Raw genomic sequence first — 26,214 nt, forward strand, 5'->3', positions numbered from 1 at the left:
TGGGACGACCTCTCCAAATCCCTTTGAAGACGGAACCCTGGACCCTATGACCACACCGGACAAGCAGTACGTGGAATGGCTGGTTGAGCAATCGATGCTCAACGCCGCACAACAACGCGCCAAGCTCTATGGCGGCCAGGGGCGGCTCTGGCAACGGCCTTACGCCCAGGCCCGCCCTCGGGACGCTTCAGCGATTGCGTCGGTGTGGTTCACCGCCTACCCGGCGTCGATCATCACCCGTGAAGGCGGCTCGGTGCTGGAAGCACTGGGGGATGAAAAGCTCTGGCACGCCTTGTCCGAGATTGGGATTCAAGGCATCCACAACGGTCCGCTCAAAGCCTCCGGTGGCCTCAAGGGGCGGCAGAAAACCCCAAGCATCGACGGCAATTTCGACCGCATCAGCTTCGAGGTCGATGCCGAACTGGGCACTGACGCGCAGTTTCTCAGCCTCAGCCGCATCGCCGCCGCGCACAACGCGGTGATCGTCGATGACGTGATCCCGTCCCACACCGGCAAAGGCGCGGATTTCCGTCTGGCTGAGCTGGCCTACGAGGAATATCCCGGCCTGTACCACATGGTCGAGATCAAAGAAGAAGACTGGTCGCTGCTGCCCGACGTCCCCGCTGGGCGCGACGCCATCAACCTGCCGCCCGCGACCGTGGATGCCTTGCGCGACAAGCATTACATCGTCGGTCAGTTGCAGCGGGTGATCTTCTTCGAGCCGGGGGTCAAGGAAACCGACTGGAGCACCACACCGGTCATCACCGGCGTGGACGGCAAAGACCGGCGCTGGGTGTATTTGCATTATTTCAAGGAAGGTCAGCCTTCACTGAACTGGCTGGACCCGAGCTTCGCCGCGCAACAGATGATCATCGGCGACGCGCTGCATGCCATCGACGTGATGGGCGCGCGGGTGTTGCGTCTCGACGCCAACGGCTTCCTTGGCGTCGAGCGCAAGGCCGATGGTACCGCGTGGTCGGAAAGCCATCCGCTGGCGATTACCGGCAACCAGTTGCTGGCGGGCGCGATCCGCAAGGCCGGGGGCTTCAGTTTTCAGGAGCTGAACCTGACCATCGACGACATTGCTGCCATGTCCCACGGCGGCGCCGACCTGTCCTACGACTTCATCACACGTCCGGCCTACCAGCACGCGCTGCTGACCGGCCGCACCGAGTTTTTGCGGCTCATGCTGCGCCAGGTCCATGACTTCGGGATCGATCCCGCGTCGCTGATCCACGCCTTGCAGAACCACGACGAGCTGACCCTGGAGCTGGTGCATTTCTGGACGCTGCATGCCCACGATCAATACCTGTACATGGGCCAGACCTTTCCCGGCAATATCCTGCGCGAGCACATTCGCGAGGAGATGTATGAACGCCTCGCTGGCGAACACGCGCCGTACAACCTCAAGTTCGTGACCAATGGCGTGTCGTGCACCACCGCAAGCATCATCACAGCGGCACTGGGCATTCGTGAGTTGGACACCATCACCGCCGACGACGTGAACAAGATTCAGCACATCCACCTGTTGCTGGTGATGTTCAACGCCATGCAGCCGGGGGTGTTTGCGCTGTCGGGCTGGGATTTGGTGGGGGCGCTGCCGCTGCCCGCCGAGCAGGTCGCGCACCTGATGGGCGATGGCGACACCCGCTGGATTCATCGCGGCGCCTACGATCTGGTGGACCTGGACCCCAGCGCTGAAACCTCGGCGGGCGGCATGCCGCGTCCGACCGCTCTATACGGCAGCCTGGTCGAACAGCTGCAACGGCCGGACTCGTTCGCCTCGCAGTTGAAGAAAATCCTCGCGGTTCGCCGCGCCTACGACATCGCCGCCAGTCGCCAGATTCTGATCCCTGACGTCGACCACCCGGGCCTGCTGATCATGGTCCACGAACTGCCCGCCGGGAAAGGCACGCAGATCACCGCGCTCAACTTCAGCGCCGAATCCATCGTAGAAACCCTGCACCTGCCGGGCATCGCACCGGGGCCGGTGGTGGACATCATCAACGAGCGGGTCGAGGGTGATTTGACCGAGGAGGGTGAATTCACCATTACGCTGGATGCTTACGAAGGTCTCGCGTTGCGGGTCGTGAGCATGGTGGCGCCGATGATGTAAACGCTGCGAACCCTGTGGGGGACGCCGGAGGTTACGACGGCGGCGAAGCGGACTGTCAGGCAGTTTGTCTGTGACTGATCCACCGCTTTCGCTGCCGTCGTAACCTCCGGCGTCTCCCACAACGTGAACTGCCCTCAATATTCTGGAAACTTCCCTTGTCCATCGCTCAACCCACCCACACCCCGACCCTCATTCACCTCTGGAGCTACCGCCTGACGTTTCTGCTGTCCGGCATGGCGCTTGGGGCGTGGGCGCCGTTGGTGCCGTTTGCCCGGGACCGTGCGGGGCTGGAAGAGGCCGAATTGGGGTTGCTGTTGCTGTGCTTCGGCGTAGGTTCGATGCTGGCGATGCCATTGGCAGGCGCCTTGACCACGCGCAAGGGCTGCCGCTTCGTGGCGCTGATCGGCGGGGCCTTGATTTGCAGCATGTTGCCGCTGCTTGCCACGCTGTCGTCGTTCACTACGCTCGCCCTGGCCTTGGCGGTTTTCGGGGCGGGGTTGGGCAGTATCGACGTGGCGATGAACGTGCAAGGACTGATGGTGGAACAGGATCATCGGCGCCCGCTGATGTCAGGGTTTCACGGGCTGTTCAGTCTGGGCGGGATCGTCAGTGCGGGGTCCATGGGGTTGATGCTGTGGCGTGGCGCGTCGCCGTTATTCGCCGTGTCGGTGATGGTGGTCATTGTCGCGGGCACGTTGCTGAGCCAGGCCCGACACTTGCTGCCGTTCAGCGCGGACGACCCTTCGACGCCTTTCTCATGGCCGACGGTGAAGGTGCTGATCATCGGCCTGCTGTGCTTCATTGCGTTGCTGGTGGAAGGCGCGATTCTTGACTGGAGCGCAGTGTTTCTCAACCGTGCTCATCAGATTGACCTGTCGGTCGCGGGGGGCGCTTACGCAGTGTTTTCGCTTGCCATGGCAGCGGGCCGGTTTTCCGGCGATGCCCTGAGAAAGCGCTTCGGTGCCGTGAAACTGCTGATCGGCGGCGGCCTGCTGGTCATGCTCGGTTTTGCCATGGCGGTGCTGTTACAACCGTGGCCGCTGTTCTTGCTCGGCTTTGCGTTGATCGGTCTGGGTTTGTCCAACACGTTCCCGGTTTACTGTTCCATCGTCGGTGCGCAAACAGCGATGCCCGCCGGGTTGGGCATCGCGGTCATCACCGGAGTCGGTTATTGCGGGATTCTGCTGGGGCCGGCACTGATCGGCTTTGCCGCGCACTTCATCGGCTTGCGCGACGCGCTGTTGTGCGTCGGCACGTTGCTGTTGGCGCAGGTGCTCAGCGCGCGGGCATTGGCCAAGGGCTGACCCGGTTCAATGCGCGATGAGCCGCTGCGCCAGTTCGGGCAGCAGCACTTCACAGGACGCTTCGATCTTCGCATCCAGCGCGTCGTCCGCCCGGGTCTTGCCAAGGTTGATGGCGATCAGCGGTTTGCCTTGCTCGACGATGCGCCGACACAGTCGAAACGCCGAAAAAGCCATCAGCGACGACCCCACCACCAGTAAACCGTCTGAGGTCTCCACCCGGTCCATGGCCTTGCCCGCCGTGGGCGGCGCAACGTTCTCGCCGAAAAACACCACGTCCGGCTTCATGCGTTCGCCGCCGCAATGAGGGCAGTGGGGCACCTGAAAGCGTTCTTCAAAGGCGGGGTCGAGCAAGGTGTCGCCATCCGGGGCCTGAACCGCATCGACACCGGCCAGGTAGGGGTTCTGCTCCAGTAACGTCAGCTGAATCACGTCGCGTTCGGTGCGCTGACGGCAATCCAGACACAGCACCCAGTGCAGGCTGCCGTGCAGTTCGATCACGTCATGACTGCCCGCCTGATCGTGCAGCGTGTCGACGTTCTGGGTAATCACGCCCCGAATGAGATCATGTTGTTGCAACGCCGCCAGTGCTCCGTGAGCCGCGTTCGGGTGTGCAGCGCGAACACGTGGCCACCCGAGCATGGCCCGCGCCCAATACCGGCGGCGCGCTTCGGGGGCGTTGAGGAATTCCTGAAACATCATCGGCTGCCGACCCCGTCGCACGCCTTCGCTGTCACGGTAATCGGGGATTCCGGACGAGGTGCTGATGCCTGCGCCCGTCAATACCGTGAACGAACGTCCGTTCATCCAGTGCAGGAGGGATTCGAGGTGGGAAAGGGCAGGCGTATCGAACATGCGCGGGGCCTCGTGAGCGTGGCGGGTGGGCTGATACTAAACGAGGTGGGCACGGGGTGACACGCAACCTCTGTAGGAGCGAATTCATTCGCGAGTGGCCGGTACAACCGACATATCTCCACCGCCGGATGCATTTTTCGCGAATAAATTCGCTCCTACAGGTTTGGCGTCAGACCTGAAGAGGAGGAATCAGCTCAGCAACTCCGCAAAGGCCTTGTCCGCCTCCAATACCGCAGGCAATGCCGTGAACAGCGCATCCAGATCAACGCCTTCAAACAGCGGCCCTTCGATGGACTGCTGCGCCTGCGGTGTCGCACCGCCGTTGTTTTCCAGCGCATCGGACACGGTCAGCGCCTGGGCGACGATCCGGGCCTGGGTCGCGTCGCCGGGGGCCTGCATCGGGCGGGCCTGATAGGCAATCGCCTGCTGGATCACCGGCGGCAACTGCCAGCGGCGGGCCAGCTCCGCACCTACTTCCGGGTAGCCGAAGCCCAGTTGCAGGGTCTCGATGGCGGCCCGGCTGGTGGTGCCGGTCTTGGTGACGCTATTGATGCGCTCGGCCACTTGTGGCGCGCCGGTCTGGATCAGCAGCTCGCCAATGTCATGCATCACGCCGCACGTGAAAGCGATTTCAGCGTCGGCGCCCGACTGCTTGGCCAACAGGCGACAAATCCCCGCCACTTGAAAGCTTTTCAGCCAGAAGCCCTTGAGGTCGAAGCTTGGCCCGGCCTTGAACGCCCCGGTCACCGCCGACGCCAGCACCAGCGTGCGCAGGGTGTTGAAGCCCAGGCGCATGGCTGCGTCGTCGATGCTTGAAGACTCCCGCGCCCCGCGAAACCGCGCCGAGTTGGCCAGCCGTAGAATTTTGGCGGAAATCACCGGGTCCTTCTGGATGTTGCGAGCGATGCTCTCAATGTTCGACGACGGGTTGTCGAACTGTTGAATCAGGTCTTGAGCCACTTTGGGAATGCTCGGAAGACTGCCCAAATCCGCGAAGAGTTGCTCGATACCCATGGACGTGCTCCTGTTTCATATGAATTACCAACGATAGGCAAAAATGGCGAATCTGCACGGCGGTTGAGAAGCTTTTGATACAGGCGGCACGAAATCTCGGGTGCATCCACAGAATCCTGTGACACCCCGAGACCTGCAGAAGCGTCAGATGACGCAGTGCATGGCGACGCCCAGTCCCTGTGGGAACGAATTCATTCTGGGCGGCATACCGACGATAGATGTATCAGGCGATATAGATGTATCGGCCGCACCGGCCTCTCGCGATTGAATTCGCTCCTATAGACGTCCATCCATTCACCGACAATCACGGCGCCGGTTCGCGAAACTGTACGACATTGCCCTCCGGGTCGAACCCGTCGCAGGCGGTGAAGCCGCGGGCGGTGAACTGCCCGGCCGGTGCGTCCACCTGCCCACCCAAGGCGACCGCCGCTGCGCGGGCATCGGCCAGGTTTTTCACGGGAAACACCAGCTTGGTGGGCAGGTCCACGCGCCGCTGCGGCGGAGAACTGATGATGACCCGGTCGGAAACCGCTTTCGGAATGCCATGAATCACCAGTTGGTAGGTCGACGACTCCAGCACGATCAACCGTTTTTCAGTGACGGTCTGCGTCATGTCCAGCAGTTCGCGATAAAACGCGGCGACACGGGGCAAGTCTTTGGCGAACAGTACGGCGCCGGGTTTGGGCAGATCGGTCATGGGCTTTCCTTGCTGAACGAGGCTCAGTGGAGCCGAGTGGGTGTTTCGCCACCGCCTCGAACTGCCGGCGGACCAACGGCAACGGGCGTCAGATTCGCAGCTTGGCAGCGGTTTTTGAAGAGGGCCTAAAGGCGGTTGGGTGCTCTTTTTTGCTTGTTAAGCTTTCAAGGCGGTTTGTCCGGCAAAAAATCAGTAATATGGCGCAACATCGGTGGGGGCCGTTCCCTCGGCCGAGCCTTCACGACCATATTGATGAAATGCCAGCCCCCACCTGCGGGCGCGCTGGCCAGGAAATAGAGGGTGTCATGGGTAACGAAAGCATTAATTGGGACAAGCTGGGTTTCGACTACATCAAGACCGACAAGCGCTACCTGGCTCACTGGCGCGACGGTGAGTGGGACACAGGCACCCTGACCGAAGACAACGTGTTGCACATCAGCGAAGGCTCGACCGCGCTGCACTACGGCCAGCAATGTTTCGAAGGCCTGAAGGCCTACCGCGCCAAGGACGGGTCGATCAACCTGTTCCGCCCGGACCAGAACGCCGCGCGCATGCAACGCAGCTGCTCGCGTCTGCTGATGCCTCACGTTCCGACCGAACAGTTCATCGAAGCGTGCAAGGAAGTGGTCCGCGCCAACGAACGTTTCATCCCGCCTTACGGTACGGGCGGTGCGCTGTACCTGCGTCCATTCGTGATCGGCGTCGGTGACAACATCGGCGTGCGTGCAGCGCCCGAGTTCATCTTCTCGGTGTTCTGCATCCCGGTCGGCCCTTACTTCAAGGGCGGCATGAAGCCACACAACTTCGTGATCTCCAGCTACGACCGCGCCGCGCCACAAGGCACCGGTGCTGCGAAAGTTGGCGGCAACTACGCGGCAAGCATGATGCCGGGCAGCGAAGCCAAGAAAAACGGCTTCGCCGACGCGATCTACCTGGACCCGCTGACGCATTCGAAGATCGAAGAAGTCGGTTCGGCCAACTTCTTCGGCATTACCCACGACGACCAGTTCATCACGCCGAAATCGCCTTCCGTGCTGCCGGGCATCACCCGTCTGTCGCTGATCGAGCTGGCTGAAAGCCGTCTGGGCCTGAAAGTGACCGAAGGCGAAGTGTTCATCGACAAGCTGGATCAGTTCAAGGAAGCCGGTGCCTGCGGGACCGCTGCGGTGATTACGCCGATCGGTGGCATCAGCTACAAAGACAAGCTGCACGTGTTCCACAGCGAGACCGAAGTGGGTCCGGTGACACAGCGTCTGTATAAAGAGCTGACCGGCATTCAGTTTGGCGAAATCGAAGGCCCGGCGGGCTGGGTCGTCAAGGTCTGAGCCTGATCTGGCCCACGCTCGATAAAGAAGCCACCGCCCCTGTGCGGTGGTTTTTTTTGCGCCGGACTTTTGAATCCTGTCATCGAACCGTGGTAAACCGCACCTTCGATTCAGCGGCCCATCGGCCCGATTTCAACGCAAAAGCAAGGATGTTTTATGCTGTCACGAGCGGTTTCCCGTCCTTTTCTGCGCTTGCAGCCATTCACCGTTTCCCTCGGCCTGTTCGCCCTCGGCGCCGTGCCCGATGCCTGGGCCAAAGACGATTACGAATACCCCCATGCCCACGAACCCATCGGCACCGTCGAGCAGATTTACGAAGGCACGATGCTGCCTGACCTCGCCGTCAGCACTTACCGCAACATTGATCGACTGTTCCCCACGCGCACCATCGACGGCAGTGACCATCCTTACGGCCTGCCGAAAGCGCCTCAACAGCTGGACAACGTCCACTTCACCTACGAAGGCAAGAAGTACGACCTGTTCGACTACGTCGCGGTGGACAGCATTACCGCGATGCTGGTGATCAAGGACGGCAAAGTCGCCTACGAGACCTACCAGCGCGGCAACACCGACAGGACCCGCTGGATGTCGATGTCCATGGCCAAGTCCGTCACCTCCACCCTGGCGGCTGTGGCGCTGCATGATGGCGCGATCAAAAGCCTCGACGATGCGGTGGTCGACTATGTGCCGCGCCTCAAGGGCAGCGCTTACGAGGGCGTGACGATTCGCAACGTGCTGACGATGACGTCCGGGGTGAAGTGGAGCGAAGCCTTCACCGACCCTTCATCCGACCGTCGCGCGTTGTTGCGGGCGCAGATTGCCCAGACCCCGGGGGCGGCGATGACGCTGATGGCGAGTTTGCCGAAAGCGGCCGAACCGGGCACGGTCAACAACTACAGCACGGGCGAGACTCAAGTGCTGGAAGAAGTCATTCGCAGCGCCGTGAAGATGCCGCTGTCCGACTACCTGGAGCAGAAAATCTGGCGACCGTTCGGCATGGAACACGATGCCAAGTGGTGGCTGGATTCGCCCAATGGCCAGGAAATCGGCGGCAGTGGCATCAGCGCGACGCTGCGGGATTTCGGGCGTTTCGGGCTGTTTTTCATGAACGGCGGCAAGATCGCCGGCCAGTCGATTCTGCCGCAAGGCTGGGTTCAGGAAGCCACCGCTCCCAAGGTGCTCAAGGACGGCAGCCCGTTGAATTACGGCTACATGTGGTGGCCGGGCCGGACCGAAGCCTCGATCAAGGACGGCGCCTATTCGGCCATCGGCATGCAGGGCCAGAACATCTACATCAACCCGACGCACAACGTGGTGATCGTCACCTTTGGCGATCAACCCAAGCCGCTGCGCCGCAACCTCATCGCGCCGCTGGCGTTTTTTGATGCGGTGGTGGCAGCGCTCGACTAACGACGTCGCTGATGAAGCCGCCCGGAAAAGGGCGGCTTACTGCCCCAGATTGCCCAACAGGTCCGCCTGCACGATTTCGACCCAGTACTCGTCCGGATCGCTGATGAAGGCAACGTGTTTCATGCCTTTGTCCAACCGTTTGACGAAGGGCACGCCCAAGGATTCGAAACGGGCGCACGCCGCCTCAATATCAGGCACTGAAAAGCAGATGTGCCCGAAACCCCGTGGGTCCTTATTGCCGTTGTGGTACTGCGAGTCGTCGCTTTCAGTGCCCCAGTTGTGGGTCAGTTCCAGCACCGATTCCCGGCTGAAGGTATGGCTCATGCGTGCCGACGCATCCTCCGGCACTGCCTCGCCTTTGGTCATCGCCAGAAACAGCAGCGAAAACTTCCCTTCGGGAAAATCCACCTGGCGCAGCAGCCGCATCCCCAGCACCCGCGTGTAAAAGTCCAGCGAACGCTCGGGGTCCTTTACCCGCAACATCGTGTGGTTGAACACGTACTCCTGAGTGACGGCGTCCGGCGTGAGGCACACACCGGGTTGGGTTTCGCTGACGAAAGACATGGCAGGCTGCTCGTGATGAGTGAAGCCGACAGTCTAGAAAGGCCGCGGGCGGGGCGGGTAATACCGGATTACTACCGGGTTGTCGTTTGCCGACACGCACCCTATCCAGGCTTATAACCACGTAGTAGACCGCTATTACCTTTCCCCCCACGGCACTACTACTATCAATTCAGCTTGATTGCACCGACAAAAAAAATAACAAGGACAAAAGCCATGAGTGACCTGATACTCGATCGTCGCCGCTTTTTGCAAGGAAGCGGCGGGCTGTTGCTGGGAACGCTGGTGTTCGGTTCCGGCCCTGTTGCACTGCTTGCTCCAAGCCGGACCTGGGCATTGGAGATGAACACACTGGACAGCGCCACCGGCAGCAAGCTCTTGCTGGTCATCCGGCGCATCTTCCCCCACGACACCATGGAAGACGCGGTCTATGCGTTTTCCGTCAAAGCCCTCGATGAAAAAGCCTCCGCGGACCCCGGCGTCGCCGACACCCTGAAGCAGGGTCTGGCCGATCTGGACCAGCACGCAGGGGGCGACTGGGCTTCGCTCGCTGAAGACAAGCAAGTGGGCATTCTCAAGGACGTGCAGACCGGGCCGTTTTTCGCGCTGGTGCGCGGTGTGTCGGTGAACAGCCTTTACAGCAACGAGCTGGCGTACAAGCACTTCGGCTATGAAGGCGCGTCCTTCCCCAAAGGCGGTTACATCCATCGCGGGTTCAACGACCTCAAATGGCTGCCCAACCCGCCTGTCGATGCCAGCCCGACTGTCCCTGCCTGAGGAGCGCAATCATGACAACGTACAACCTGGATGACGATTCGGTCGTGGTGATCATTGGCTCGGGCGCGGGCGGCGGGACGCTGGCCAACGAACTGTGCCAAAAGGGCGTGTCGGTGGTGTTGCTGGAAGCCGGGGCGCGTCAGTCCACGGGCACATTCATCAATGACGAGTGGCCTTCTTTTTCGCAACTGTCCTGGGGTGACATGCGCACCACTTCAGGCTCATGGCGGGTGGCCAAGGACTTCCCCAATCTGCCCGCCTGGATCTGTAAAACCGTTGGCGGCACCACCACCCACTGGGCGGGCGCGAGCCTGCGTTTTCAGGAGCACGAATTCCGCGCACTGGACACCTACGGTCAGGTGCAGGGTGCCAATCTCTTGAACTGGCCCATCACCTTGGCCGAGATGGAACCGTATTACGCCCGCGCCGAGGACAAAATGGGCGTGACCCGCACCAACAACATCGAAGGTCTGCCCGGTAACAACAACTTCAAGGTGCTGTACAACGGCGCGCAGAAGATGGGCTACAAGGAATGCTCCACAGGGCACATGGCGATCAACAGCCAGCCCCGTGGCGATCGGGCCGGGTGCCAGCAGCTGGGCTTCTGCTTCCAGGGCTGCAAGATGGGGGCTAAGTGGTCGACGCTGTACACCGAAATCCCCGCCGCTGAAGCCACGGGCAAGCTGGAACTGCGCACCCAATGCCATGTGGCGAAAATCGAGCACGACGACAAGGGCCGGGTCAACGCGGTGGTGTATTTCGACGGGCTCGGCAAGGAACAGCGGCAAAAGGCGCGGGTGGTGGCGGTCGCCGGTAACTCCATCGAAACCCCACGGTTATTGCTCAATTCGGCCAGCAGTCAGTTCCCTCACGGTCTGGCGAATGGCTCGGGGATGGTCGGCAAACATTACATGCGCCACACCACCGGTACTGTTTTCGCGTCGTTTCCCGAGGAGGTGCACTTCTATCGCGGCACCATCATGGCCGGGATTGTCAGCGACGAGATTCACCACAAGCCGGATCGCGGCTTCGTCGGCGGTTATGAGATGGAAACGATCTCCCTTGGGCCATCGTTCCTCGCGGCGTTTTTCAATCCGGGGGCGTGGGGCCGGGATTTCACCGATGTGATGGAGCAGTACAGCAAGCTTGCAGGGATGTGGATCGTCGGCGAAGACATGCCTCAGGAAAGCAACCGGATTACCCTCAACGAAAGCATCAAGGACAAGTACGGCCTGCCGGTGCCCAACGTGCATTACGACGATCACCCCAATGACCTGGCCATGCGCGAGCACGCGTTCAAGCAAGGTGAAGCGCTGTATTCATCTGTCGGCGCGGTGAAAACGTTCCGTGTGCCGCCGTACCCTTCGACCCACAACCTGGGCACCTGCCGCATGAGCGAAAAGCCGCAGGATGGGGTGTGCAACCAGCATGGGCAGAGCCATGAGATTCCGAACCTGTTCATTTCGGATGGCAGCCAGTTCACCACCAGTGCGGGAGAGAATCCGACGTTGACCATCGTGACGTTGGCGATTCGGCAGGCGGAGTTTATAGCGCAGGCGATGAATACGCGGGCGGTTTGACATGAAAGGACGCCTCTTGGCCGGTAGGCCGAAGCGTTCAGTCGTAGCAGCACGGCTCGCCAGCGGTGGTGATTTTTCAGGCACCATCGCCAGCGAGCCGTGTGCGATATGGCATCACCGAATCCCGAACTTCCGATCCAGCGACAGCGGCCCCGCGCCTTTGCCGATGATGATCAGCAGCAGCCCGGCCCAGCTCAAGTGGGTGACCCAGGCATCCGGGTAGACGAATATTTCGATCACCAGCGTCATGCCCAGCAAGGCAAAGGCCGACAGTCGCGAAAACAGGCCGAGGATCAATAGCAGCGGGAAGAAGTGCTCAGCATAGGCCGCCAGATGCGCGGCAATTTCCGGGGGAATCAGCGGCAGTTTGTACTCACTGCGAAACAGTTCGTAGGTGCTGTCGGTAATCGTCAGAAACCCTTCGACCTTGGTGCGCCCCGACATCAGAAAAATGCCTGCGATGGCGATGCGTGCGACCAGTGACAGCACCGAGTCGGTGATCAACAGCGAAAGTCGGTCGGCGAAGCGATTCCAGCCGCCGCGCAGAGTGTGGGATTGCGAGGTGTCAGTGTGCAGCGTGTCCATGGCGTCCTCCAATGGATCAATGTGGGTCAGTGGCGGCGAAAACATCGGCGCTGACCAGTCGTGTCAGCAGTTCAAGAATGTCGAGCGAAGGTTGCAGGGCGCTGGCGTGTTCAGCGGCTTGCGCCAGCGTCTTTCCGGCGGCGCAGGCGTCGAGAAAACCACAGCCGCCCACGTCCAGCGATTGCCAGCCGACCGCGCCTTCGCTGCGCACCAGCAACGCGCCTTCACCTCGCCAGTCCAGTTGTTCCGGCATTGCCAGCCCCTCGCGGTTATGGCGCCAGATGCTGAAAACAGGTTGGTCCGCAAACCAGGTCCAACGCGCGGCCGCCCTGGGTTTCAGCAACAATGAAGCGAGCTGTTCCGGCGTAAGGCGGGCGATGTGATTCATGTCCAGACCGGGTTCGTCGAGGGCGGTGTGGCAGTGGGTCCAGAGCAAATCCAGTCGGGCGACATTGCCCAGATACGGTAAGTCGCGGGCGTGTTCGAATTGATCGAGAAACTCAGGGAATGCGCGGCCGTGATGGATCAAACGCGCATCCGACGGGGGCGTTTGTTGCGCATGAATCGACGCTGCTGCCGTCAACCAGTCACTGCCCACGAGGCGCTCGACCGTGGGGAAGTTGGCAATCAGCGCATCGACCGCGCCTTTCATCACGGTGTTGCGGTAGACCGTGAAACCCGGTTGCTCCGTCAACATCGACAGTGCTACGGCGTTGGGGTCATAGAGGGCTTCAACGAACGCGTCCTGGAACGCTTGCAGTTTCATGACACGGCCTCCAGCAGCGCTTGTGCCCGGTCCCGCTCCAGCAACAGTTCAGTGAACGATGGCAGATTATCGTCCCGCTCGATCAGGGTCGGGCGAGGGCCGATGCGTCGAATCAGCCGTTCATACAAGGCCCAGACCGGTTCGGCCACCAGCGCATCGTGAGAGTCGATCAGCAGCGCCGCGCCGCCGGGATCGACACTGTGTCCTGCCAGGTGAATTTCCAGAATGGCCTCCCCGGGAAAGGCATCCACGTAGGCATTGGCGTCGTAGCCCATGTTATGGGCACTCAGGAAAACGTTGTTGATGTCCAGCAGCAGGCCGCAGCCGGTGCGTTGGCTCAGTTCGGTGAGGAAGTCGATTTCGCTGAAGTCATGGCCGTCCAGCGCGAGGTAATGGCTGGGGTTTTCGATGGCCAGCCGCCGCCCGAGGAAAGCCTGGGTGCGGTGCACGTTGTCGGCGATGCGCTGCAAGGCTTCCTCGGTGCGAGGGAAGGGCAGCAGATCGGGGTGATACTGACCCCGCCAGGTGGACCAGGCGAGGTGCTCGGAAATAAGGGCTGGCTGAACGCGGTCGGCAAGGGCCTTGAGGCGTTTAAGGTGTTCGGTGTCTGGCGCGCAATCGGCTGCCAGCGACAGTGAAACACCGTGCAACGAAAGCGGGTGGCGACTGCCGATTGCTTCCAGCCATGCCAGGCGAGGGCCGCCGTCGATCATGTAGTTTTCCGGGTGGACTTCAAACCACAAACCGGTGGCCGCGCAGTCGTGTGCGGCCTCGTAGTGGTCGGCCTTGAGGCCCAGTCCCGCGCCCAGTGTAGAAGGGGTGTTCATGATCGACGTCTGCCCTTGCGATGGTTCAAGCGTTCAGCTTTTCAGGTCTGACGAATTACATCGGGGTCAGCGAACCGGTGCCGTGTGGGGTCTTGATGGAGGTGCAAGTGCCAGCGGGTACGTTTTTCCAGGCGTTGGTCTGGTAGTCGGTTTTGGAGGTGCCTGCGCAGGTGGTACCGGCGCCAGCCTTGCAATCGTTTTTGCCAGCCATCGATACGCCGTAGCATTTTTCCATGGCAGGCGCGGAGCCGGTTTCAGCAGCGCTGACGCCAGTAGCGATGGAAGCGAAAGCCAGAGCGACAGCAGCGAGGGAAAGAGTTTTCATCAGGTGTATCTCCAGGTTTTTGAATGAGAGAATCGCGGCACCGGCATGACAGCCATGCTGTGCATCAGATTCGAGGGGTAGTTCGCTGGAGATTCGAAATCGGTTACGGCCCTCTGCAGATTTTTTTTAAAAAACTTCCGGTCACCCTGAAATCAGCCCACCACGCCGTATTCGAGCAACAGGTTCGACAGCCAGTCCATGAACACCCGACAGCGTTGCGGCAGGTGCCGCCGGTGGGCGTAGAGCAGCGAGACAGGCATCGGGGCGGGCAGGTAATCCGGCAGGACTTCCACCAATTCGCCGCGTTCGAACTGGTACTCGTGCGCCAGTCGCGGCACCTGCACGATGCCCAGCCCACCGAGGCACGCGGCTTCGTAGGCTTCGATGTAATTGACCGTGACGCTGCTGGGCATCGGCACCTGATGGTCCTTGCCGTCCCGGTGGTACTCGAACGTTGCCGTGCTGGCGCCGAACGCTGACACGTAGTTGATCAACTGATGCTGCTGCAGGTCGTCGAGGGTCTGGGGAATGCCGAACCGCTCGGCGTATTCGACGCTGACGCAATTGACCATCTGGAAGTGGCCGATCTTGCGCGCCACCAGCGTAGTGTCCGGCAGCTCACCGACCCGCATCACGCAATCGAAGCCTTCGCGTATCAGGTCGACGCGTCGGTCGGTGCTGCTGATCTCCAGTTCGATCAGGGGATGCCGGTCGATGAATTCGCGAAGGCGCGGCATGACCAACCGACGGGCGACGGCGGTGGGCATGTCCACCCGCAGTCGGCCGCTGAGCACGGCGTTGTCCTGACGAAACAGGCCTTCCAGTTCGTCCATCTGTGCGAGCAAATCCTTGCTGCGTTCATACAGCGCCTGGCCATCCGGTGTGGTCTGGACTTTGCGCGTGGTGCGCTGAAGCAGCCGGGTGTCGAGCAACTGTTCGAGGGCACGAATCTGTTCCGACACGCTGGAGCGCGGCAGCCCCAATGCATCGCTGGCCAAGGTGAAACTGGACAGTTCCGCGACCCGGACGAAGGTCTTGAGCAGGTCGAGTTTGTTCATCGTTGGAGGCCTATTGTTCGTGATGGTCGATCAGTCATGTCGATCCATGTGGGTTTATCTGGGGGTACCCCGAACAATACAGTGGTCGCCACTGACTGAATACAGCCAATTGAGGGCATTACCATGAGTCAAAAGATCGCGATCATCACCGGCGCCAGCCGCGGCCTGGGCAAAAGCGCAGCGCTGCATCTGGCTCGGGAAGGCGTGGCCATTATCGGCACTTATCACAGCCGTGAAGACGAGGCGCAGCGTGTAGTCGCTGAGATCGAAAGCCTCGGTGGCAAGGTCAAGATGCTGCAACTGGACGTGGGCGACAGCAGCCGTTTCGATACGTTTGCCACGCAGGTGTCGGCGCTGCTGAGTGCTTATTTCAAGGCGGAGCGCTTTGATTTTCTAGTCAACAACGCGGGCATTGGCATGTACGCCAGTTGCGCGGAGACCACCGAGGCGCAGTTCGACCAGTTAATGAACGTGCATTTCAAAGGGCCGTTTTTCCTGACCCAGAAACTCTTGCCGCTGATCGCCGACGGTGGGCGGATCGTCAACATCTCATCCGGCCTGGCGCGGTTCTCACCGGTGGGCTACGCGGCGTATGCGTCGATGAAGGGCGGTATCGAAGTCTGGACCCGCTACTTGGCCAACGAACTGGGGCCTCGCGGGATCACGGTGAACGCCTTGGCCCCTGGCGCCATCGAGACCGACTTCGGCGGCGGCACTGTGCGGGACAACGCTGATGTGAATGCGTGGGTCGCGGCCAATACCGCTTTGGGCCGCGTCGGTCTACCGGACGACATCGGGGCGGCGATTTCGATGCTGCTGGGGGATGGCGGGCGCTGGATCACTGCGCAGCGCATCGAAGCGTCGGGCGGAATGTTCGTCTGACGACTGGCCGCTCAGCCGTTGATGTAATAAATGCACAACGACAGCGTCACCAGCGAACCCAGGGTTGAAATCAGGATCGTGCTGGACACCACCGACGCTTCGCGTTTGTAGTATTCGGCGAGCATGAACGGCCCGGTGCCGGTGGGCAGGGCGCTGAGCAGCAATGCGGAGTTCGCCCACAGTGGCGGCAGGTGGAAGACCTTGAAGGCCAGGAACCACGTCAGCAGGGGATGGGCGATCAGTTTGATCAACACCAACAGGCTCGTGCCATGGCGCGGGCCTTGTTGTTTCTGCGCCAGAAACAGGCCCAGAGAAATCAGCGCACACGGGGTGGTCGCCGCGCCCAGCAGGCTGAGGAATTTGTCCAGCGGCCCCGGCAATGGCATGCCCGTCCAGGCCCAGCACGCACCCAGAATCGGCGACACCACCAGCGGGTTTTTCGCCAGCGCACCCAACACCTTGAGCACGATGCGGTGCACGTGGGCTTCGCTTTGCAGGCCGATTTCGATGCACACCAGCGTGATGCCGAACAGCACGCAGACCACGATCAACGACGCGATCAGCGCCGGTTCAAGGCCGCTCTGGCCCAGCACCATCACGCACAGCGGAATGCCGATGTAACCCGTGTTGGCGTAGGAAGCGCTCAAGGCGTCGATGCTGGCGTCGGCAAAGTGACCTGCTTTCTTGCGCCGCAACAGCAGGGTGACGACGAACATGACCATCGTCGAAAGGGTGAACACCAGCACGAATCCGGGGTGCCAGATTTGCTCCCACGTGGCGGTGGCCGTGGCGGTGAAAAGCAGGGCGGGAAGACACAGCCACACCACCATCCGGTTGATTTCCGAGGCGGCGGTCGGACCGAGCCGGTTGGTGCGTCGGCACAGGTAACCGACCAGAATCAAGGCGAAGATCGGCAGCAAAACATTCAAAACGGAAGACATCGACTCTCGGCCCTGGCGTTTGAAAGAACCCTCGGAAGGGAGGCTCGAAACAAGCGGCAAAGATTAAAGTCGGAAATCGTTAGCGTCCAACCTTTCTCGCCCCTCGGACGCATTTTTTCGGGATGACAGGCCTGATCTAGAGCGGCTGGCGCGGGGAGGGTGCCCGAGGGAGGTTCGAGCACCGGAGTGGGGCATTATTTCTTCATCGGCGCGATGTCGGTGATCTGGCCGTTGGTGGTCTGGACCTGCACGTATTTGTTGTTGATGCGCACCCACTGGCTCTGTTCGGCGGGGGCATGGAGGCCTTTGGCTTTCCAGTCCTTGATGGCTTCGCCGGGGCGTTGGAATTTCTCCGGCACGCGGTCGCCTTTTTCGAGGTCGCGAAGATTGTCCTTGGACGATTGAACGGTTTGCGCAGGGGCGTCTTCTGCCTGCACGGCGAAACTGGCGAGCGACACGCAGCCCAGGATCGTCAGGCCAGCGATGAGCGATTTGCTGTTCATTCGAAGCTCCTTATCCAGCGCGTGATGCGCCGTCATAAGGTCCGACCGTCACAGGCCTGGATCATTCAGTCGTTTTGCGCAGGGTGCCCGGTAAGCGCGCTTGCCCACGGCGTCAGATGGCTCCGGTCTTCGGGCTGCCGAGACGCCGTGGGAAGCAACGTTCTAAAGCCTTAGTGCGCCAGTGCCTGATTTACGGCTTCGGTGAACGGCGTGGTCGGGCGACCGATCAACGCGCTCAACTGACGGCTTTCGTCGAACAGGGCACCCTGGGCAGCCGCCGCATCGGAGTTGGCCAGCAGCTCGGCAACGAATTCGGGTAGACCGACGTTCAGCAAGGCGGCTTTGTAGTCGGCTTCCGGCAGATTGATGTATGCAACCGGTTTGTTCGCATGGCGAGTCACTTCGGCGGCCAGATCGGTCAGCGTGTAGGACGCATCACCGGCCAGTTCGTAGACCTTGCCCGCCTGATTGTCAGAAGAGGTCAGCACCGCAGCGGCCGCTGCGGCGTAATCGGCGCGGGCGGCGGAACTGATGCGGCCTTCACCGGCGCTGCCGAACAATTGGCCATGGGCGAGGGCGGGCGGGATGCTGGCGGTGTAGTTCTCGTGGTACCAGCCGTTGCGCAGCACCACAGACGGTACGCCCGAGGCCTTGAGGGCGGTTTCGGTATCACGGTGTTCGCCTGCCAGACCCAACAACGAGGCGTCCGCGTGCAGCACGCTGGTGTAGGCGAGCAGTTTGACGCCCGCCCGTTTGGCGGCGTCGATCACGGCCTGATGCTGCGGCACGCGGGTGCCCACGGCGTCGGAGGAAATCAGCAGGACCTTTTCAGCGCCCTTGAACGCGCTGTCCAGCGTCTCGGGTTTCGTGTAGTCGCCGTGGCGGACCTGCACGCCTTTCGCGGCGAGGTCGGCGGCTTTTTCAAGGTTGCGTGCGACAGCGACGATCTGCGAGGCGGGGACTGTTTTCAGCAGTTCAGCGATAACCAGATGGCCCAACTGACCCGATGCACCGGTAATGACGATCATGATGTGTTCCTCAGTGACGTTGAATGTGGGCTCAGCATAGAGGGCATGCTAACCTTTCGTAAGTACGTACAAAAAGGTAAGTGTCATGAACGATATTTCTGCGCCCTCCAGCGAAAACGTTTCCCTTCTCGAACGCATTCGCATGGGCGAAGTGCTGGCCCGGGATTGCCCGTCCCGGGAAATTCTCAATCACGTGTGCAGCCGTTGGGGCGTGCTGGTGTTGGTGGTGCTGCTGGATGGCATGCACCGGTTCAGCGAGCTGCGCCGCAAGATCGGCGGGGTCAGCGAGAAGATGCTCTCGCAAATCCTGCAAAGTCTGGAGCAGGACGGCTTCGTGGACCGCAAGGCGCTGCCCGTCGTCCCGCCTCACGTTGAATACACGCTGACGCCCATGGGCAAGGAAGTGGCGTTGCAGGTCGACGGCCTGACCACGTGGATCGAGCAGAACCTGCCGCGCATTCTGGAAGCGCGGGAGGCTCGCGGGGTTGAAGTGGCCGAGCCGTTATAAAGTGGCGGCGAGGTCGATGGCGGCTTTGGTCGCGGTCTGGCGGGACTCGGCGTCCACGTCCGGGCCGAGCAGGGTTTTCTCGATGACGATGTTGAATTGTTCGTCGATGCCGACCATTTCGCTCCAGGTGGTCATGTAGGCGATCTGGTGTTCGGCGCGGTCCAGCGGTGCACCACGGGCGGCGATGACCACCACCTTGCGGCCACCGAGCAGGCCGTTCAATCCGCGCTCGTCGAAGGTGAACAGCAGGTCTTTCTGGCTGACCACGTCGATCAAATGCTTGAGGGTGTAGGGGATGCCGAAATTCCACATTGGCACGCCGAACAGAATGATGTCGGCTTTGAGGAAACGCTCTGCCAGCTCGCTGATGCGGGCCCAGGCCGCCGCCTGATCAGGCGTGCGTTCCACGCCTTGAATGCCCGCGTATTTGGCGTCCAGTGTCGCGCCGTCGAAGGCGGGCAGTGGTTCATTCCACACGTCCATCGTGTCCACCGTGGCAATGGTGTGCTGCGCCTGCCAGGCATCGATGAAAGCCTTGGCGACCTCGATCGTCGCGGAGCGTTGTTTGCGGGGTGAGCTTTCGATGTAGAGCAAATGCGGCATGGTCGTGGCCTCTGCGTGATGGGAGCGTGAGCATCAGTGATAGCAGAAGACCGTGGGCGGGACGATGAAATTCCGGAAAGGGCGGCGACTGGATAAAAGCCGTCCCCATAAAAAATGCCTGGCCTCAGTGATGGGGCCAAGCATTTTTCGTTTGCAGTACAGCGTCCGAAACTTACTTCGGCGTCAACGCCTCACGCACGTCTTTCACCTCAGCACTGGACACCGCGGGCGCAGCATTGCCCCAGGTGTTGCGCACGTAGGTCAGGACGTCGGCGACGTTGTCATCCGACAGGTTCCAGCCGAACGCAGGCATCGCCGGCGCGGTGGGTGCCGCGTCGGTGGCGCCTGCGCGGCTGCCGGCCAAGACCACACGGATCAGCGACGACGGGTCGTTGCTGTTGATCAGCGGGGCCATGGCCAGTTTCGGGAACAGGTGAGCAGCGCCTTCACCGTTCGGCGTGTGGCATGCCGAGCAGCGGTCAGCGTAGATCGCCTTGCCCGCGACCATTGAGGCGTCCGTGGCCGCAACCGGTTTCGGCGCATCCACCGGCTTGGCGCCGTCTTTGAGGTAGACGGCAACGGCCATCAGGTCCTGATCGTTCCAGTGCTGCGACGAGTGTTCCACCTCTTCAGCCATCGGCCCGGAAGCGATGTCGAAGCGGTTGGCGCCGGTTTTCAGGTACTGAACGATGTCGTTTTCATTCCAGGCCTGCAGACCGTCGTGGCCGGTGGACGTGATGTTCGGTGCCACCCAGTTCTGCAGGTTGGCGCCCGTCAGGAACTGGCCGCCCTTGTCACCGCCGGTGATGTTCTTCGGCGTGTGGCACGTGCCGCAGTGGCCCAGGCCTTCCACCAGATACGCACCGCGGTTCCATTGCTCGGACTTCTGCGGATCGGCCTTGAATTCGCCTTCCTTGAAGTTGAGCAGGTTCCAGCCGATCAGGCTGGTGCGCACGTTGAACGGGAAGGGCAACTGGTTGGTTTCGACCTTGTGGTCCGACGCATCGACGGTTTTCAGGTACGCAAAAATCGCCAGGTTGTCCTCGCGACGCACCTTGGTGTACGCGGTGTACGGCATGGCGCCATACAGGCGTTTGCCGTCCAGACCGTGGCCTTTGGACATGGCGTTCTGGAAGTCGTCAAACGTCCAGCGACCGATGCCATTCACCGGGTCCGGCGTGATGTTAGCGCCGGCCAGTTTGCCGAATGGCGTGTCGAGCACCACGCCACCGGAGAACAGCGGCTTGCCCGGCAAGGTGTGGCACGCGGTGCAGTCGCCGACCGTGGCCAGGTAGCGGCCTTTTTGCACGAGGTTGTAGGAATCCGCGCCGGTTTCGGCGTGAGCCAGGGAAACGGACAGTGCGATCAAGCCCGCACAGGCAGTCAGAAGCGTCTTCATACGCTGATCATCTCCCCTGGACGCTTGAGGTAGCGGGTGCGAATGGCATCCGCTGCTTTGAAAGCCAACGCAGCGACGGTGCCGGTCGGGTTGTAGCCAGGGTTTTGCGGGAAGGCTGACGAACCGACCACGAACAGGTTCGGCACGCCCCACACTTGCAGGTATTTGTTGACCGAACTGTTCTTCGGATCGGCGCCCATGATGAAGCCACCGACGATGTGCGACGACTGGTACGGCGCGCTGTTCCAGTGACCTTGTTGGGAACTCGGCACCATCTGGCGCGGGTTCATGCTCTTGGCGATTTCCCCGACCTTGCCCGTGACGTAGGCCGCCATCTTGCGGTCGTTCTCCGGGAAGTCGAAGGTGATGCGCAGCAGCGGACGGCCCAGCGGGTCTTTGTAAGTCGGATCGAGGGACAGGTAGTTGGTGCGGGTCGCGTAACTGCTCGCTTCACAGCCGATGGACATGTTGGCGGCGTAGTTCTTGACCGTGGCTTTCTTCCATTCCGAACCCCACGCCGGGGTGCCGGGCGGGAGAGGGCGCGAGTCGATGGGCGCTGCGCCAATCGGGGTGACCCGGGTGCTGCCGCCGCCGACGAACCCCAGACCCGAGTGGTCGAAGTTGTCGTTGTTGAACTCGTCGATGCCCATGCCGATGGCGCCGCCGCCGATGAACGGGTTGAAGTTCTTGTCATCGAAGAACATCCGCACGCTGTTGGCGGTCTGGTAGGCGTAATTGCGGCCCGTGGTGCCGGTGTTGGTGACCGGGTCGTACGGTTGACCGATGCCGGACAGCAGCATCAGGCGCACGTTTTCGAAGATGAACGCGCTGATCACCACCAGTTCGGCGGGCTGTTCCCACTCGTCACCGTTGGCGTCCATGTAAACGATGCCGGTGGCGCGTTTGCCGCTGCTGTCCAGGGTCACGCGCAGGACTTCGCAGTTGGTCATCGCGGTGAAGTTTGGCTTGCGGATCAGCACCGGCAATACGGTGGTAATGGCGCTGGCCTTGGAATAGTTGGCGCAGCCGTAGTTGGTGCAGAACCCGCAATAGGTGCACGGGCCCATCGCCACGCCAAGGGAGTTGACGTAAGGCTTGGACACCAGCGCCGAAGGCACCGGGAAGGGTTTGTAGCCGAGGTTTTTCGCGGCTTCGGCGAACAGCGTCGGCGCGTAAGTCTGCTCGGTCGGCGGGTTCGGGTATTCCTCCGAACGCGCGCCTTCGAAGGTGTTGCCGCCTTCCTGGATCACGCCCTTGATGTTGCCGGCCTTGCCCGACACGCCTGCGAGGCGATCGAACTTGGTGTAGAACGGCTCCATTTCGTCCCAGTCGGTGCCCCAGTCTTGCAGGGTCAATTCGGGCGACAGCTCTTTGCCGTAACGCTCGGTCAGGTAGCTGTGCAGACGGAATTCATGGGGCTGGAAGCGGAAGGTTATGCCCGCCCAGTGGTTGCCTGCGCCGCCCGTGCCATTGCCGGGGTGAAACGATCCCCAACTGCGCATCGGCAGCGCGGTTTCAGTGACGTTGTTGCGAATCGTCGTGGTGTTCTGGCGCGTGCGCAGCATCAGGTCCTGACGACGGTTGTAGCGCAGTTCGTCAGCGGCGGACGCGATGTTGAAGTCGGCGGCGGTGTCGCGCCACGGGCCACGTTCGAAACCGATGATGTTCAGCCCTTCATCCGCCAGTTCGTTGGCGATGATAGACCCGGCCCAGCCGAGTCCGACGACCACGACGTCCGTGGAAGGTAGTTTTTTGGCCATGTCGAATTAACCCTTCTTGGTCCAGGCGGTGCTACCGGAAATGGAAAGCGGCACCAGGTTCAGCTTCTGATTGTGCTGAGCGATGTAGGGGCGGTAGTCGTACCGGGCACCGGGAAAACCGATCATTTTCCAGGAGACCATGTCGCGGTTGCCGCCGTAGACCGGGTCGGCGAAGAAGCCTTCCATGGTGTTGCCCAGCACTTGCTGGAAGAACAGCTTGGCGTCGATGCCGTCGAGGACGACCTCACCCTTTTCCAGGCCCGTCAGCACCTTGTCCTGCTGCTCCGGGGCGAGGGCGGCGAAGCTTTTCTGAAATTGCTTCTGACAGTAGCTCTCAAGCCCGGCGAGACCCAGACGGTAGCGGTCGCGGGGTACGAGTTCGGACTGATCACCCTGCATCGGGGTGCCTTTCTCGAACGGGCCTTGCATGTACAGACGGCTGAAGGTGCCGTATTCACCGGCGAGCTGACGGTCGATGAACACCGCGCAACCGGCGTCTTTGCCGCTCACGCTCAGCTCGTCCGCCGGAATCAGGCGCGCCACGATGGCCTCCACCGCGCTGGCTTCGGCGGCGGTGAAGAACTGCCAGCCGGGGGTGTCGTAATGCATCGGACCGTTGTGGTCGAAGGGGACCCACTCCGGCACACCGACAACGGTGGCCGCCTTGGCGGTGGCAGCAGCGCCCACGGCCAGCGTCGTTGCCGAGGACTTCAGCAACTGGCGGCGGGTGAGGCCCTTGGGTTTTTCTGTCATGCAAGGCTCCTGAGAACGCACCTTCGCGGGCCATCGCAAGGAGGGTCCGGTCGGGGGGCGTCGTACGTATTCACGGTTGGGTTCGGCGAGTTGTTTTAGTGCCGAGGATCAATGCTTCGGTGGGTGTGACATTGGGTCTCTGGCAGCCCGACGGGCGAAAGGCGCACGCTGAGCGGGGAATCGCCATGACCGCCGGTCATCTTTTCCACGCGAAGCGCAATCATAGATGTGTTACCGGCTGTTGCATCCTGTGAATTCTGCAAATGACTGTTGCTGATATTGCAACAGTAGGCTTTTTGTCTTGGTGTGCGGCGTTTCCCCGCAAACCAGCGCACAAATGTTCAAGAACGCTGTAACCGTTGTGCCAGGAGGGTTTAGGCTCCCCACCCTCGACCCGCAAAAAAAGCCGCGAATTCTGATCCGTTTTTTATCGGAATGGCTGATCCGGGTGTGGGTCAAGCATTGATAAGGATCGCGTAACAAAATTGTTCTTTTTTAACAACTCGTCATGCGAAAGCGGCCTGACACCTCACCGATACTCCTCGGCGCTTTCTGCGTAGATGACAGGATTTTCATGAAGAACGGTCCATGACGCCGGGCGCTTCTTGGTATCGTGCACGCCATTTGCGTCCGGCGAACCGAGAACGGACGCTGTGTGTACTGTTCATCTTTTCACCGAGTAGCTGTAGAAATGCCCGATCCAATTCCCTTAAAGGACCATGAAAAGGAGACCCGGCTGGTCAACAAGCGGTTGATCGCCTGTGCGCTTTTCGTCGTCATCCTCAGCATTGCCCTGGTCTGCCGGATGTACTTCCTGCAAGTCACCCAGTTCGCCTATCACTCGACGATTTCCGAAAACAACCGCGTTCACGTGTTGCCGATCCCGCCGGAACGCGGGCTGATCTACGACCGAAATGGGGTGATCCTCGCCGATAACCGGCCCAGCTTTAACCTGACCATGACCCGCGAGCGGGCGGGGGATTGGCATGCGGTCATTGACGAGTTGATGCAGATCCTCAACCTGCCCGACGAAGACCGGATCATTTTCGACAAGGCGATGAAGAACTCGCCCCATCGCTTCGTGCCGGTCACCCTGCTCTATGAGCTGACCGAAGAGCAGATCGCCCTGCTGGCGGTGAACCAGTTCCGTCTGCCGGGGCTGGATGTCGAGGCGCAGTTCGTTCGTCATTACCCGTTGGCCGAACATTTCGCCCATTCCATCGGCTACGTCGGTCGTATCAACGAAAAAGAAGCAACGCAGCTGGATCAGGTCGAGTACCGGGGCACCCAGTCCATTGGCAAGACCGGCGTCGAGCGCTTCTATGAAAACGAGCTGCACGGCCACGTCGGCTACGAAGAGGTGGAAACCAACGCTCAGGGCCGCGTGTTGCGGGTGCTCAATCACCACGACCCGGTGGCGGGGAAAAGCATCACCCTGAGCCTGGACATCAAGTTGCAAGAAGCCGCCGAAGAAGCGCTGGGGGATCGTCGCGGTTCCGTCGTAGCCATCGACCCGGCGACCGGCGAGGTGCTGGCGATGGTCAGTAAGCCGAGTTTCGACCCGAACCTGTTCGTCACCGGCATCAGCTTCAAGGAATATTCGGCGCTGCGTGATTCGGTGGACCGGCCGCTGTTCAACCGCGTGCTGCGCGGCCTGTACGCACCGGGTTCGACCATCAAGCCTGAAGTCGCGATTGCCGGGCTCGACAGCGGCATCATCACACCGTCCACCCGCGTGTTCGATCCGGGCTATTTCCAGCTGCCGGACTTCGACCACAAATACCGCAACTGGAACCACAGCGGCGACGGCTGGGTGGATTTGTACGCGGCGATCATGCGTTCCAACGACACCTATTTCTATGACTTGGCCCACAAGCTGGGGATCGACCGAATGCACGATTATCTGACGATGTTTGGCATCGGTCAGAAGGTCTCGCTGGACATGTTCGAAGAGTCGGCGGGCCTCATGCCGTCCAAGGAATGGAAGCGCATCACCCGTCGCCAGGCGTGGTTCCCGGGCGAGACCGTGATCCTCGGCATCGGCCAGGGCTACATGCAGGTCACGCCGCTGCAACTGGCTCAGGCCACGACGCTGATCGCCAACAAGGGCGTTTGGAACCGTCCGCATTTGGCCAAGGAAATCGGCGGCGTGCCACCAGTGGACGAGCACCCGATGCCGAACATCGTGCTGCGCGATGCCCGTGAGTGGGATCAGGTCAACAACGGCATGCAGGCGGTGATGCACGATCCGAGAGGCATCGCCCGCGCGGCAGCCCAGGGCGCGCAATACCGGATCGCCGGGAAAAGCGGTACGGCCCAGGTGGTGGCGATCAAACAGGGCGAACGCTACAACCGAGACAAAACGCTGGAACGCCATCGCGACAACGCCTTGTTCGTCGGCTTCGCGCCCGCCGCCAACCCGAAAATCGCGGTGGCGGTGATGATCGAAAACGGTGAAGCGGGTGGACGAGTGGCAGGCCCGGTGGTGCGGCAGATTCTTGATGCGTGGCTGCTGGATTCGGACGGTCATCTCAAACAGCAATACGCCACGCCCGCGACGCCGCCGGTCAACCCGAAGCAGCAAATCGCCGCGCCGAGCAAGGCGGTGGTGCAGCCGCCGGTGTGACGCAGGGTTGTTGG

The 26,214-nt window shown here is 61.2% G+C and carries 25 protein-coding genes; 9 read left to right on the plus strand and 16 right to left on the minus strand.

Annotated features, from left to right (window positions below; translation table 11 throughout):
* Positions 1 to 46 precede the first annotated feature (46 nt).
* Together treS and AAEO81_RS14965 are read left to right on the plus strand one after the other, a co-directional pair.
* Positions 47 to 2,116, plus strand: a complete 2,070-nt coding sequence (treS, locus tag AAEO81_RS14960; protein ID WP_341964352.1) for a maltose alpha-D-glucosyltransferase — start codon at positions 47 to 49, stop codon at positions 2,114 to 2,116.
* Between the two features lie 155 nt (positions 2,117 to 2,271).
* Positions 2,272 to 3,420 (plus strand): MFS transporter, encoded by a 1,149-nt coding sequence (locus tag AAEO81_RS14965; protein WP_341964353.1) that lies wholly within the window; start codon positions 2,272 to 2,274, stop codon positions 3,418 to 3,420.
* 6 nt (positions 3,421 to 3,426) lie between these two features.
* Here the strand turns inward: AAEO81_RS14965 and AAEO81_RS14970 are convergent, their stop codons facing one another.
* The 3 genes from AAEO81_RS14970 to AAEO81_RS14980 form a co-directional block, all read right to left on the minus strand.
* Positions 3,427 to 4,272, minus strand: coding sequence for an NAD-dependent protein deacetylase (locus AAEO81_RS14970; RefSeq protein WP_341964354.1), 846 nt, complete (start codon positions 4,270 to 4,272; stop codon positions 3,427 to 3,429).
* 189 nt (positions 4,273 to 4,461) lie between these two features.
* Positions 4,462 to 5,286: an HDOD domain-containing protein gene (locus AAEO81_RS14975; RefSeq protein ID WP_341964355.1), complete on the minus strand. Its 825-nt coding sequence runs from the start codon at positions 5,284 to 5,286 to the stop codon at positions 4,462 to 4,464.
* Between the two features lie 304 nt (positions 5,287 to 5,590).
* Positions 5,591 to 5,983, minus strand: coding sequence for a VOC family protein (locus tag AAEO81_RS14980; RefSeq protein WP_341964356.1), 393 nt, complete (start codon positions 5,981 to 5,983; stop codon positions 5,591 to 5,593).
* A 305-nt stretch (positions 5,984 to 6,288) separates the two neighbouring features.
* Here AAEO81_RS14980 and AAEO81_RS14985 point away from each other — a divergent pair, with 305 nt between their 5' ends.
* Together AAEO81_RS14985 and AAEO81_RS14990 are read left to right on the plus strand one after the other, a co-directional pair.
* Complete coding sequence (locus tag AAEO81_RS14985; RefSeq protein ID WP_166598098.1) at positions 6,289 to 7,308, plus strand: branched-chain amino acid aminotransferase; 1,020 nt, start codon at positions 6,289 to 6,291, stop codon at positions 7,306 to 7,308.
* A gap of 156 nt (positions 7,309 to 7,464) precedes the next feature.
* Positions 7,465 to 8,718 (plus strand): serine hydrolase, encoded by a 1,254-nt coding sequence (locus AAEO81_RS14990; protein WP_341964357.1) that lies wholly within the window; start codon positions 7,465 to 7,467, stop codon positions 8,716 to 8,718.
* A gap of 36 nt (positions 8,719 to 8,754) precedes the next feature.
* Here AAEO81_RS14990 and gloA read toward each other — a convergent pair whose 3' ends face one another.
* The gene (gene gloA, locus AAEO81_RS14995; RefSeq protein WP_341964358.1) at positions 8,755 to 9,282 is read right to left on the minus strand and encodes a lactoylglutathione lyase; all 528 of its coding nucleotides are present in this window, start codon (positions 9,280 to 9,282) and stop codon (positions 8,755 to 8,757) included.
* A gap of 213 nt (positions 9,283 to 9,495) precedes the next feature.
* On the opposite strand from gloA, the gene AAEO81_RS15000 reads away from it, so the two are divergent.
* Both AAEO81_RS15000 and AAEO81_RS15005 read left to right on the plus strand, forming a co-directional pair.
* Positions 9,496 to 10,056, plus strand: a complete 561-nt coding sequence (locus AAEO81_RS15000) for a tat (twin-arginine translocation) pathway signal sequence (RefSeq protein WP_341964359.1) — start codon at positions 9,496 to 9,498, stop codon at positions 10,054 to 10,056.
* A gap of 11 nt (positions 10,057 to 10,067) precedes the next feature.
* Entirely contained in the window at positions 10,068 to 11,636 is a 1,569-nt protein-coding gene (locus tag AAEO81_RS15005) for a GMC family oxidoreductase (protein ID WP_341964360.1), read from the plus strand.
* Between the two features lie 114 nt (positions 11,637 to 11,750).
* Here AAEO81_RS15005 and AAEO81_RS15010 read toward each other — a convergent pair whose 3' ends face one another.
* From AAEO81_RS15010 to AAEO81_RS15030, 5 genes are all read right to left on the minus strand, one after another.
* Positions 11,751 to 12,221, minus strand: a complete 471-nt coding sequence (locus tag AAEO81_RS15010; RefSeq protein WP_341964361.1) for a DoxX family protein — start codon at positions 12,219 to 12,221, stop codon at positions 11,751 to 11,753.
* A 16-nt stretch (positions 12,222 to 12,237) separates the two neighbouring features.
* Positions 12,238 to 12,987, minus strand: coding sequence for a DNA-binding domain-containing protein (locus tag AAEO81_RS15015; RefSeq protein WP_341964362.1), 750 nt, complete (start codon positions 12,985 to 12,987; stop codon positions 12,238 to 12,240).
* On the minus strand, positions 12,984 to 13,814 hold the full coding sequence (locus tag AAEO81_RS15020; protein WP_341964363.1) for a DUF692 domain-containing protein: 831 nt from the start codon (positions 13,812 to 13,814) through the stop codon (positions 12,984 to 12,986). The genes AAEO81_RS15015 and AAEO81_RS15020 overlap by 4 nt, the downstream gene beginning before the upstream one ends.
* Before the next feature lie 55 nt (positions 13,815 to 13,869).
* A complete protein-coding gene (locus AAEO81_RS15025) occupies positions 13,870 to 14,139 on the minus strand; it encodes a DUF2282 domain-containing protein (protein ID WP_166598106.1) in 270 nt (89 codons plus the stop codon).
* A 152-nt stretch (positions 14,140 to 14,291) separates the two neighbouring features.
* Positions 14,292 to 15,197 (minus strand): LysR family transcriptional regulator, encoded by a 906-nt coding sequence (locus tag AAEO81_RS15030; protein WP_341964364.1) that lies wholly within the window; start codon positions 15,195 to 15,197, stop codon positions 14,292 to 14,294.
* A 123-nt stretch (positions 15,198 to 15,320) separates the two neighbouring features.
* Between AAEO81_RS15030 and AAEO81_RS15035 the strand changes: the two genes are divergently transcribed.
* Entirely contained in the window at positions 15,321 to 16,079 is a 759-nt protein-coding gene (locus AAEO81_RS15035) for an SDR family oxidoreductase (protein ID WP_341964365.1), read from the plus strand.
* A gap of 11 nt (positions 16,080 to 16,090) precedes the next feature.
* On the opposite strand, the gene AAEO81_RS15040 is transcribed toward AAEO81_RS15035, so the two are convergent.
* From AAEO81_RS15040 to AAEO81_RS15050, 3 genes are all read right to left on the minus strand, one after another.
* Entirely contained in the window at positions 16,091 to 17,020 is a 930-nt protein-coding gene (locus AAEO81_RS15040; protein ID WP_166598109.1) for an AEC family transporter, read from the minus strand.
* A 194-nt stretch (positions 17,021 to 17,214) separates the two neighbouring features.
* Positions 17,215 to 17,523, minus strand: coding sequence for an RcnB family protein (locus tag AAEO81_RS15045; RefSeq protein WP_166598110.1), 309 nt, complete (start codon positions 17,521 to 17,523; stop codon positions 17,215 to 17,217).
* A gap of 170 nt (positions 17,524 to 17,693) precedes the next feature.
* Positions 17,694 to 18,551 (minus strand): SDR family oxidoreductase, encoded by an 858-nt coding sequence (locus tag AAEO81_RS15050; protein ID WP_341964366.1) that lies wholly within the window; start codon positions 18,549 to 18,551, stop codon positions 17,694 to 17,696.
* Between the two features lie 85 nt (positions 18,552 to 18,636).
* Here AAEO81_RS15050 and AAEO81_RS15055 point away from each other — a divergent pair, with 85 nt between their 5' ends.
* Entirely contained in the window at positions 18,637 to 19,059 is a 423-nt protein-coding gene (locus tag AAEO81_RS15055; protein ID WP_341964367.1) for a helix-turn-helix domain-containing protein, read from the plus strand.
* Here AAEO81_RS15055 and AAEO81_RS15060 read toward each other — a convergent pair.
* From AAEO81_RS15060 to AAEO81_RS15075, 4 genes are all read right to left on the minus strand, one after another.
* Complete coding sequence (locus AAEO81_RS15060; RefSeq protein WP_341964368.1) at positions 19,054 to 19,662, minus strand: NAD(P)H-dependent oxidoreductase; 609 nt, start codon at positions 19,660 to 19,662, stop codon at positions 19,054 to 19,056. The two genes, AAEO81_RS15055 and AAEO81_RS15060, sit on opposite strands and share 6 nt — an antisense overlap.
* Positions 19,663 to 19,834: 172 nt before the next feature.
* Positions 19,835 to 21,061 carry a cytochrome c gene (locus tag AAEO81_RS15065; protein WP_341964369.1) on the minus strand — a complete coding sequence of 409 codons (1,227 nt, stop codon included), beginning with the start codon at positions 21,059 to 21,061 and terminating at the stop codon, positions 19,835 to 19,837.
* On the minus strand, positions 21,058 to 22,821 hold the full coding sequence (locus AAEO81_RS15070) for a GMC family oxidoreductase (protein ID WP_341964370.1): 1,764 nt from the start codon (positions 22,819 to 22,821) through the stop codon (positions 21,058 to 21,060). Before AAEO81_RS15070 ends, AAEO81_RS15065 begins: the two co-directional genes overlap by 4 nt.
* A gap of 6 nt (positions 22,822 to 22,827) precedes the next feature.
* Complete coding sequence (locus tag AAEO81_RS15075; RefSeq protein WP_341964371.1) at positions 22,828 to 23,574, minus strand: gluconate 2-dehydrogenase subunit 3 family protein; 747 nt, start codon at positions 23,572 to 23,574, stop codon at positions 22,828 to 22,830.
* Between the two features lie 691 nt (positions 23,575 to 24,265).
* On the opposite strand from AAEO81_RS15075, the gene mrdA reads away from it, so the two are divergent.
* Positions 24,266 to 26,200, plus strand: coding sequence for a penicillin-binding protein 2 (mrdA, locus tag AAEO81_RS15080; protein WP_341964372.1), 1,935 nt, complete (start codon positions 24,266 to 24,268; stop codon positions 26,198 to 26,200).
* Positions 26,201 to 26,214: the final 14 nt, after the last annotated feature.

The organism is Pseudomonas sp. RC10 (genome assembly GCF_038397775.1).
Lineage (GTDB): Bacteria > Pseudomonadota > Gammaproteobacteria > Pseudomonadales > Pseudomonadaceae > Aquipseudomonas > Aquipseudomonas bambusae.

Excerpts from the sequence above, each read along its gene's own strand:
- treS (WP_341964352.1), top strand. The coding sequence starts at position 47 with ATGACCACACCGGACAAGCAGTACGTGGAATGGCTGGTTGAGCAATCG.
- AAEO81_RS14970 (WP_341964354.1), bottom strand. The coding sequence starts at position 4,272 with ATGTTCGATACGCCTGCCCTTTCCCACCTCGAATCCCTCCTGCACTGG.
- AAEO81_RS14975 (WP_341964355.1), bottom strand. The coding sequence starts at position 5,286 with ATGGGTATCGAGCAACTCTTCGCGGATTTGGGCAGTCTTCCGAGCATT.
- AAEO81_RS14980 (WP_341964356.1), bottom strand. The coding sequence starts at position 5,983 with ATGACCGATCTGCCCAAACCCGGCGCCGTACTGTTCGCCAAAGACTTG.
- AAEO81_RS14985 (WP_166598098.1), top strand. The coding sequence starts at position 6,289 with ATGGGTAACGAAAGCATTAATTGGGACAAGCTGGGTTTCGACTACATC.
- AAEO81_RS14990 (WP_341964357.1), top strand. The coding sequence starts at position 7,465 with ATGCTGTCACGAGCGGTTTCCCGTCCTTTTCTGCGCTTGCAGCCATTC.
- gloA (WP_341964358.1), bottom strand. The coding sequence starts at position 9,282 with ATGTCTTTCGTCAGCGAAACCCAACCCGGTGTGTGCCTCACGCCGGAC.
- AAEO81_RS15000 (WP_341964359.1), top strand. The coding sequence starts at position 9,496 with ATGAGTGACCTGATACTCGATCGTCGCCGCTTTTTGCAAGGAAGCGGC.
- AAEO81_RS15005 (WP_341964360.1), top strand. The coding sequence starts at position 10,068 with ATGACAACGTACAACCTGGATGACGATTCGGTCGTGGTGATCATTGGC.
- AAEO81_RS15010 (WP_341964361.1), bottom strand. The coding sequence starts at position 12,221 with ATGGACACGCTGCACACTGACACCTCGCAATCCCACACTCTGCGCGGC.
- AAEO81_RS15015 (WP_341964362.1), bottom strand. The coding sequence starts at position 12,987 with ATGAAACTGCAAGCGTTCCAGGACGCGTTCGTTGAAGCCCTCTATGAC.
- AAEO81_RS15020 (WP_341964363.1), bottom strand. The coding sequence starts at position 13,814 with ATGAACACCCCTTCTACACTGGGCGCGGGACTGGGCCTCAAGGCCGAC.
- AAEO81_RS15025 (WP_166598106.1), bottom strand. The coding sequence starts at position 14,139 with ATGAAAACTCTTTCCCTCGCTGCTGTCGCTCTGGCTTTCGCTTCCATC.
- AAEO81_RS15030 (WP_341964364.1), bottom strand. The coding sequence starts at position 15,197 with ATGAACAAACTCGACCTGCTCAAGACCTTCGTCCGGGTCGCGGAACTG.
- AAEO81_RS15035 (WP_341964365.1), top strand. The coding sequence starts at position 15,321 with ATGAGTCAAAAGATCGCGATCATCACCGGCGCCAGCCGCGGCCTGGGC.
- AAEO81_RS15040 (WP_166598109.1), bottom strand. The coding sequence starts at position 17,020 with ATGTCTTCCGTTTTGAATGTTTTGCTGCCGATCTTCGCCTTGATTCTG.
- AAEO81_RS15045 (WP_166598110.1), bottom strand. The coding sequence starts at position 17,523 with ATGAACAGCAAATCGCTCATCGCTGGCCTGACGATCCTGGGCTGCGTG.
- AAEO81_RS15050 (WP_341964366.1), bottom strand. The coding sequence starts at position 18,551 with ATGATCGTCATTACCGGTGCATCGGGTCAGTTGGGCCATCTGGTTATC.
- AAEO81_RS15055 (WP_341964367.1), top strand. The coding sequence starts at position 18,637 with ATGAACGATATTTCTGCGCCCTCCAGCGAAAACGTTTCCCTTCTCGAA.
- AAEO81_RS15060 (WP_341964368.1), bottom strand. The coding sequence starts at position 19,662 with ATGCCGCATTTGCTCTACATCGAAAGCTCACCCCGCAAACAACGCTCC.
- AAEO81_RS15065 (WP_341964369.1), bottom strand. The coding sequence starts at position 21,061 with ATGAAGACGCTTCTGACTGCCTGTGCGGGCTTGATCGCACTGTCCGTT.
- AAEO81_RS15070 (WP_341964370.1), bottom strand. The coding sequence starts at position 22,821 with ATGGCCAAAAAACTACCTTCCACGGACGTCGTGGTCGTCGGACTCGGC.
- AAEO81_RS15075 (WP_341964371.1), bottom strand. The coding sequence starts at position 23,574 with ATGACAGAAAAACCCAAGGGCCTCACCCGCCGCCAGTTGCTGAAGTCC.
- mrdA (WP_341964372.1), top strand. The coding sequence starts at position 24,266 with ATGCCCGATCCAATTCCCTTAAAGGACCATGAAAAGGAGACCCGGCTG.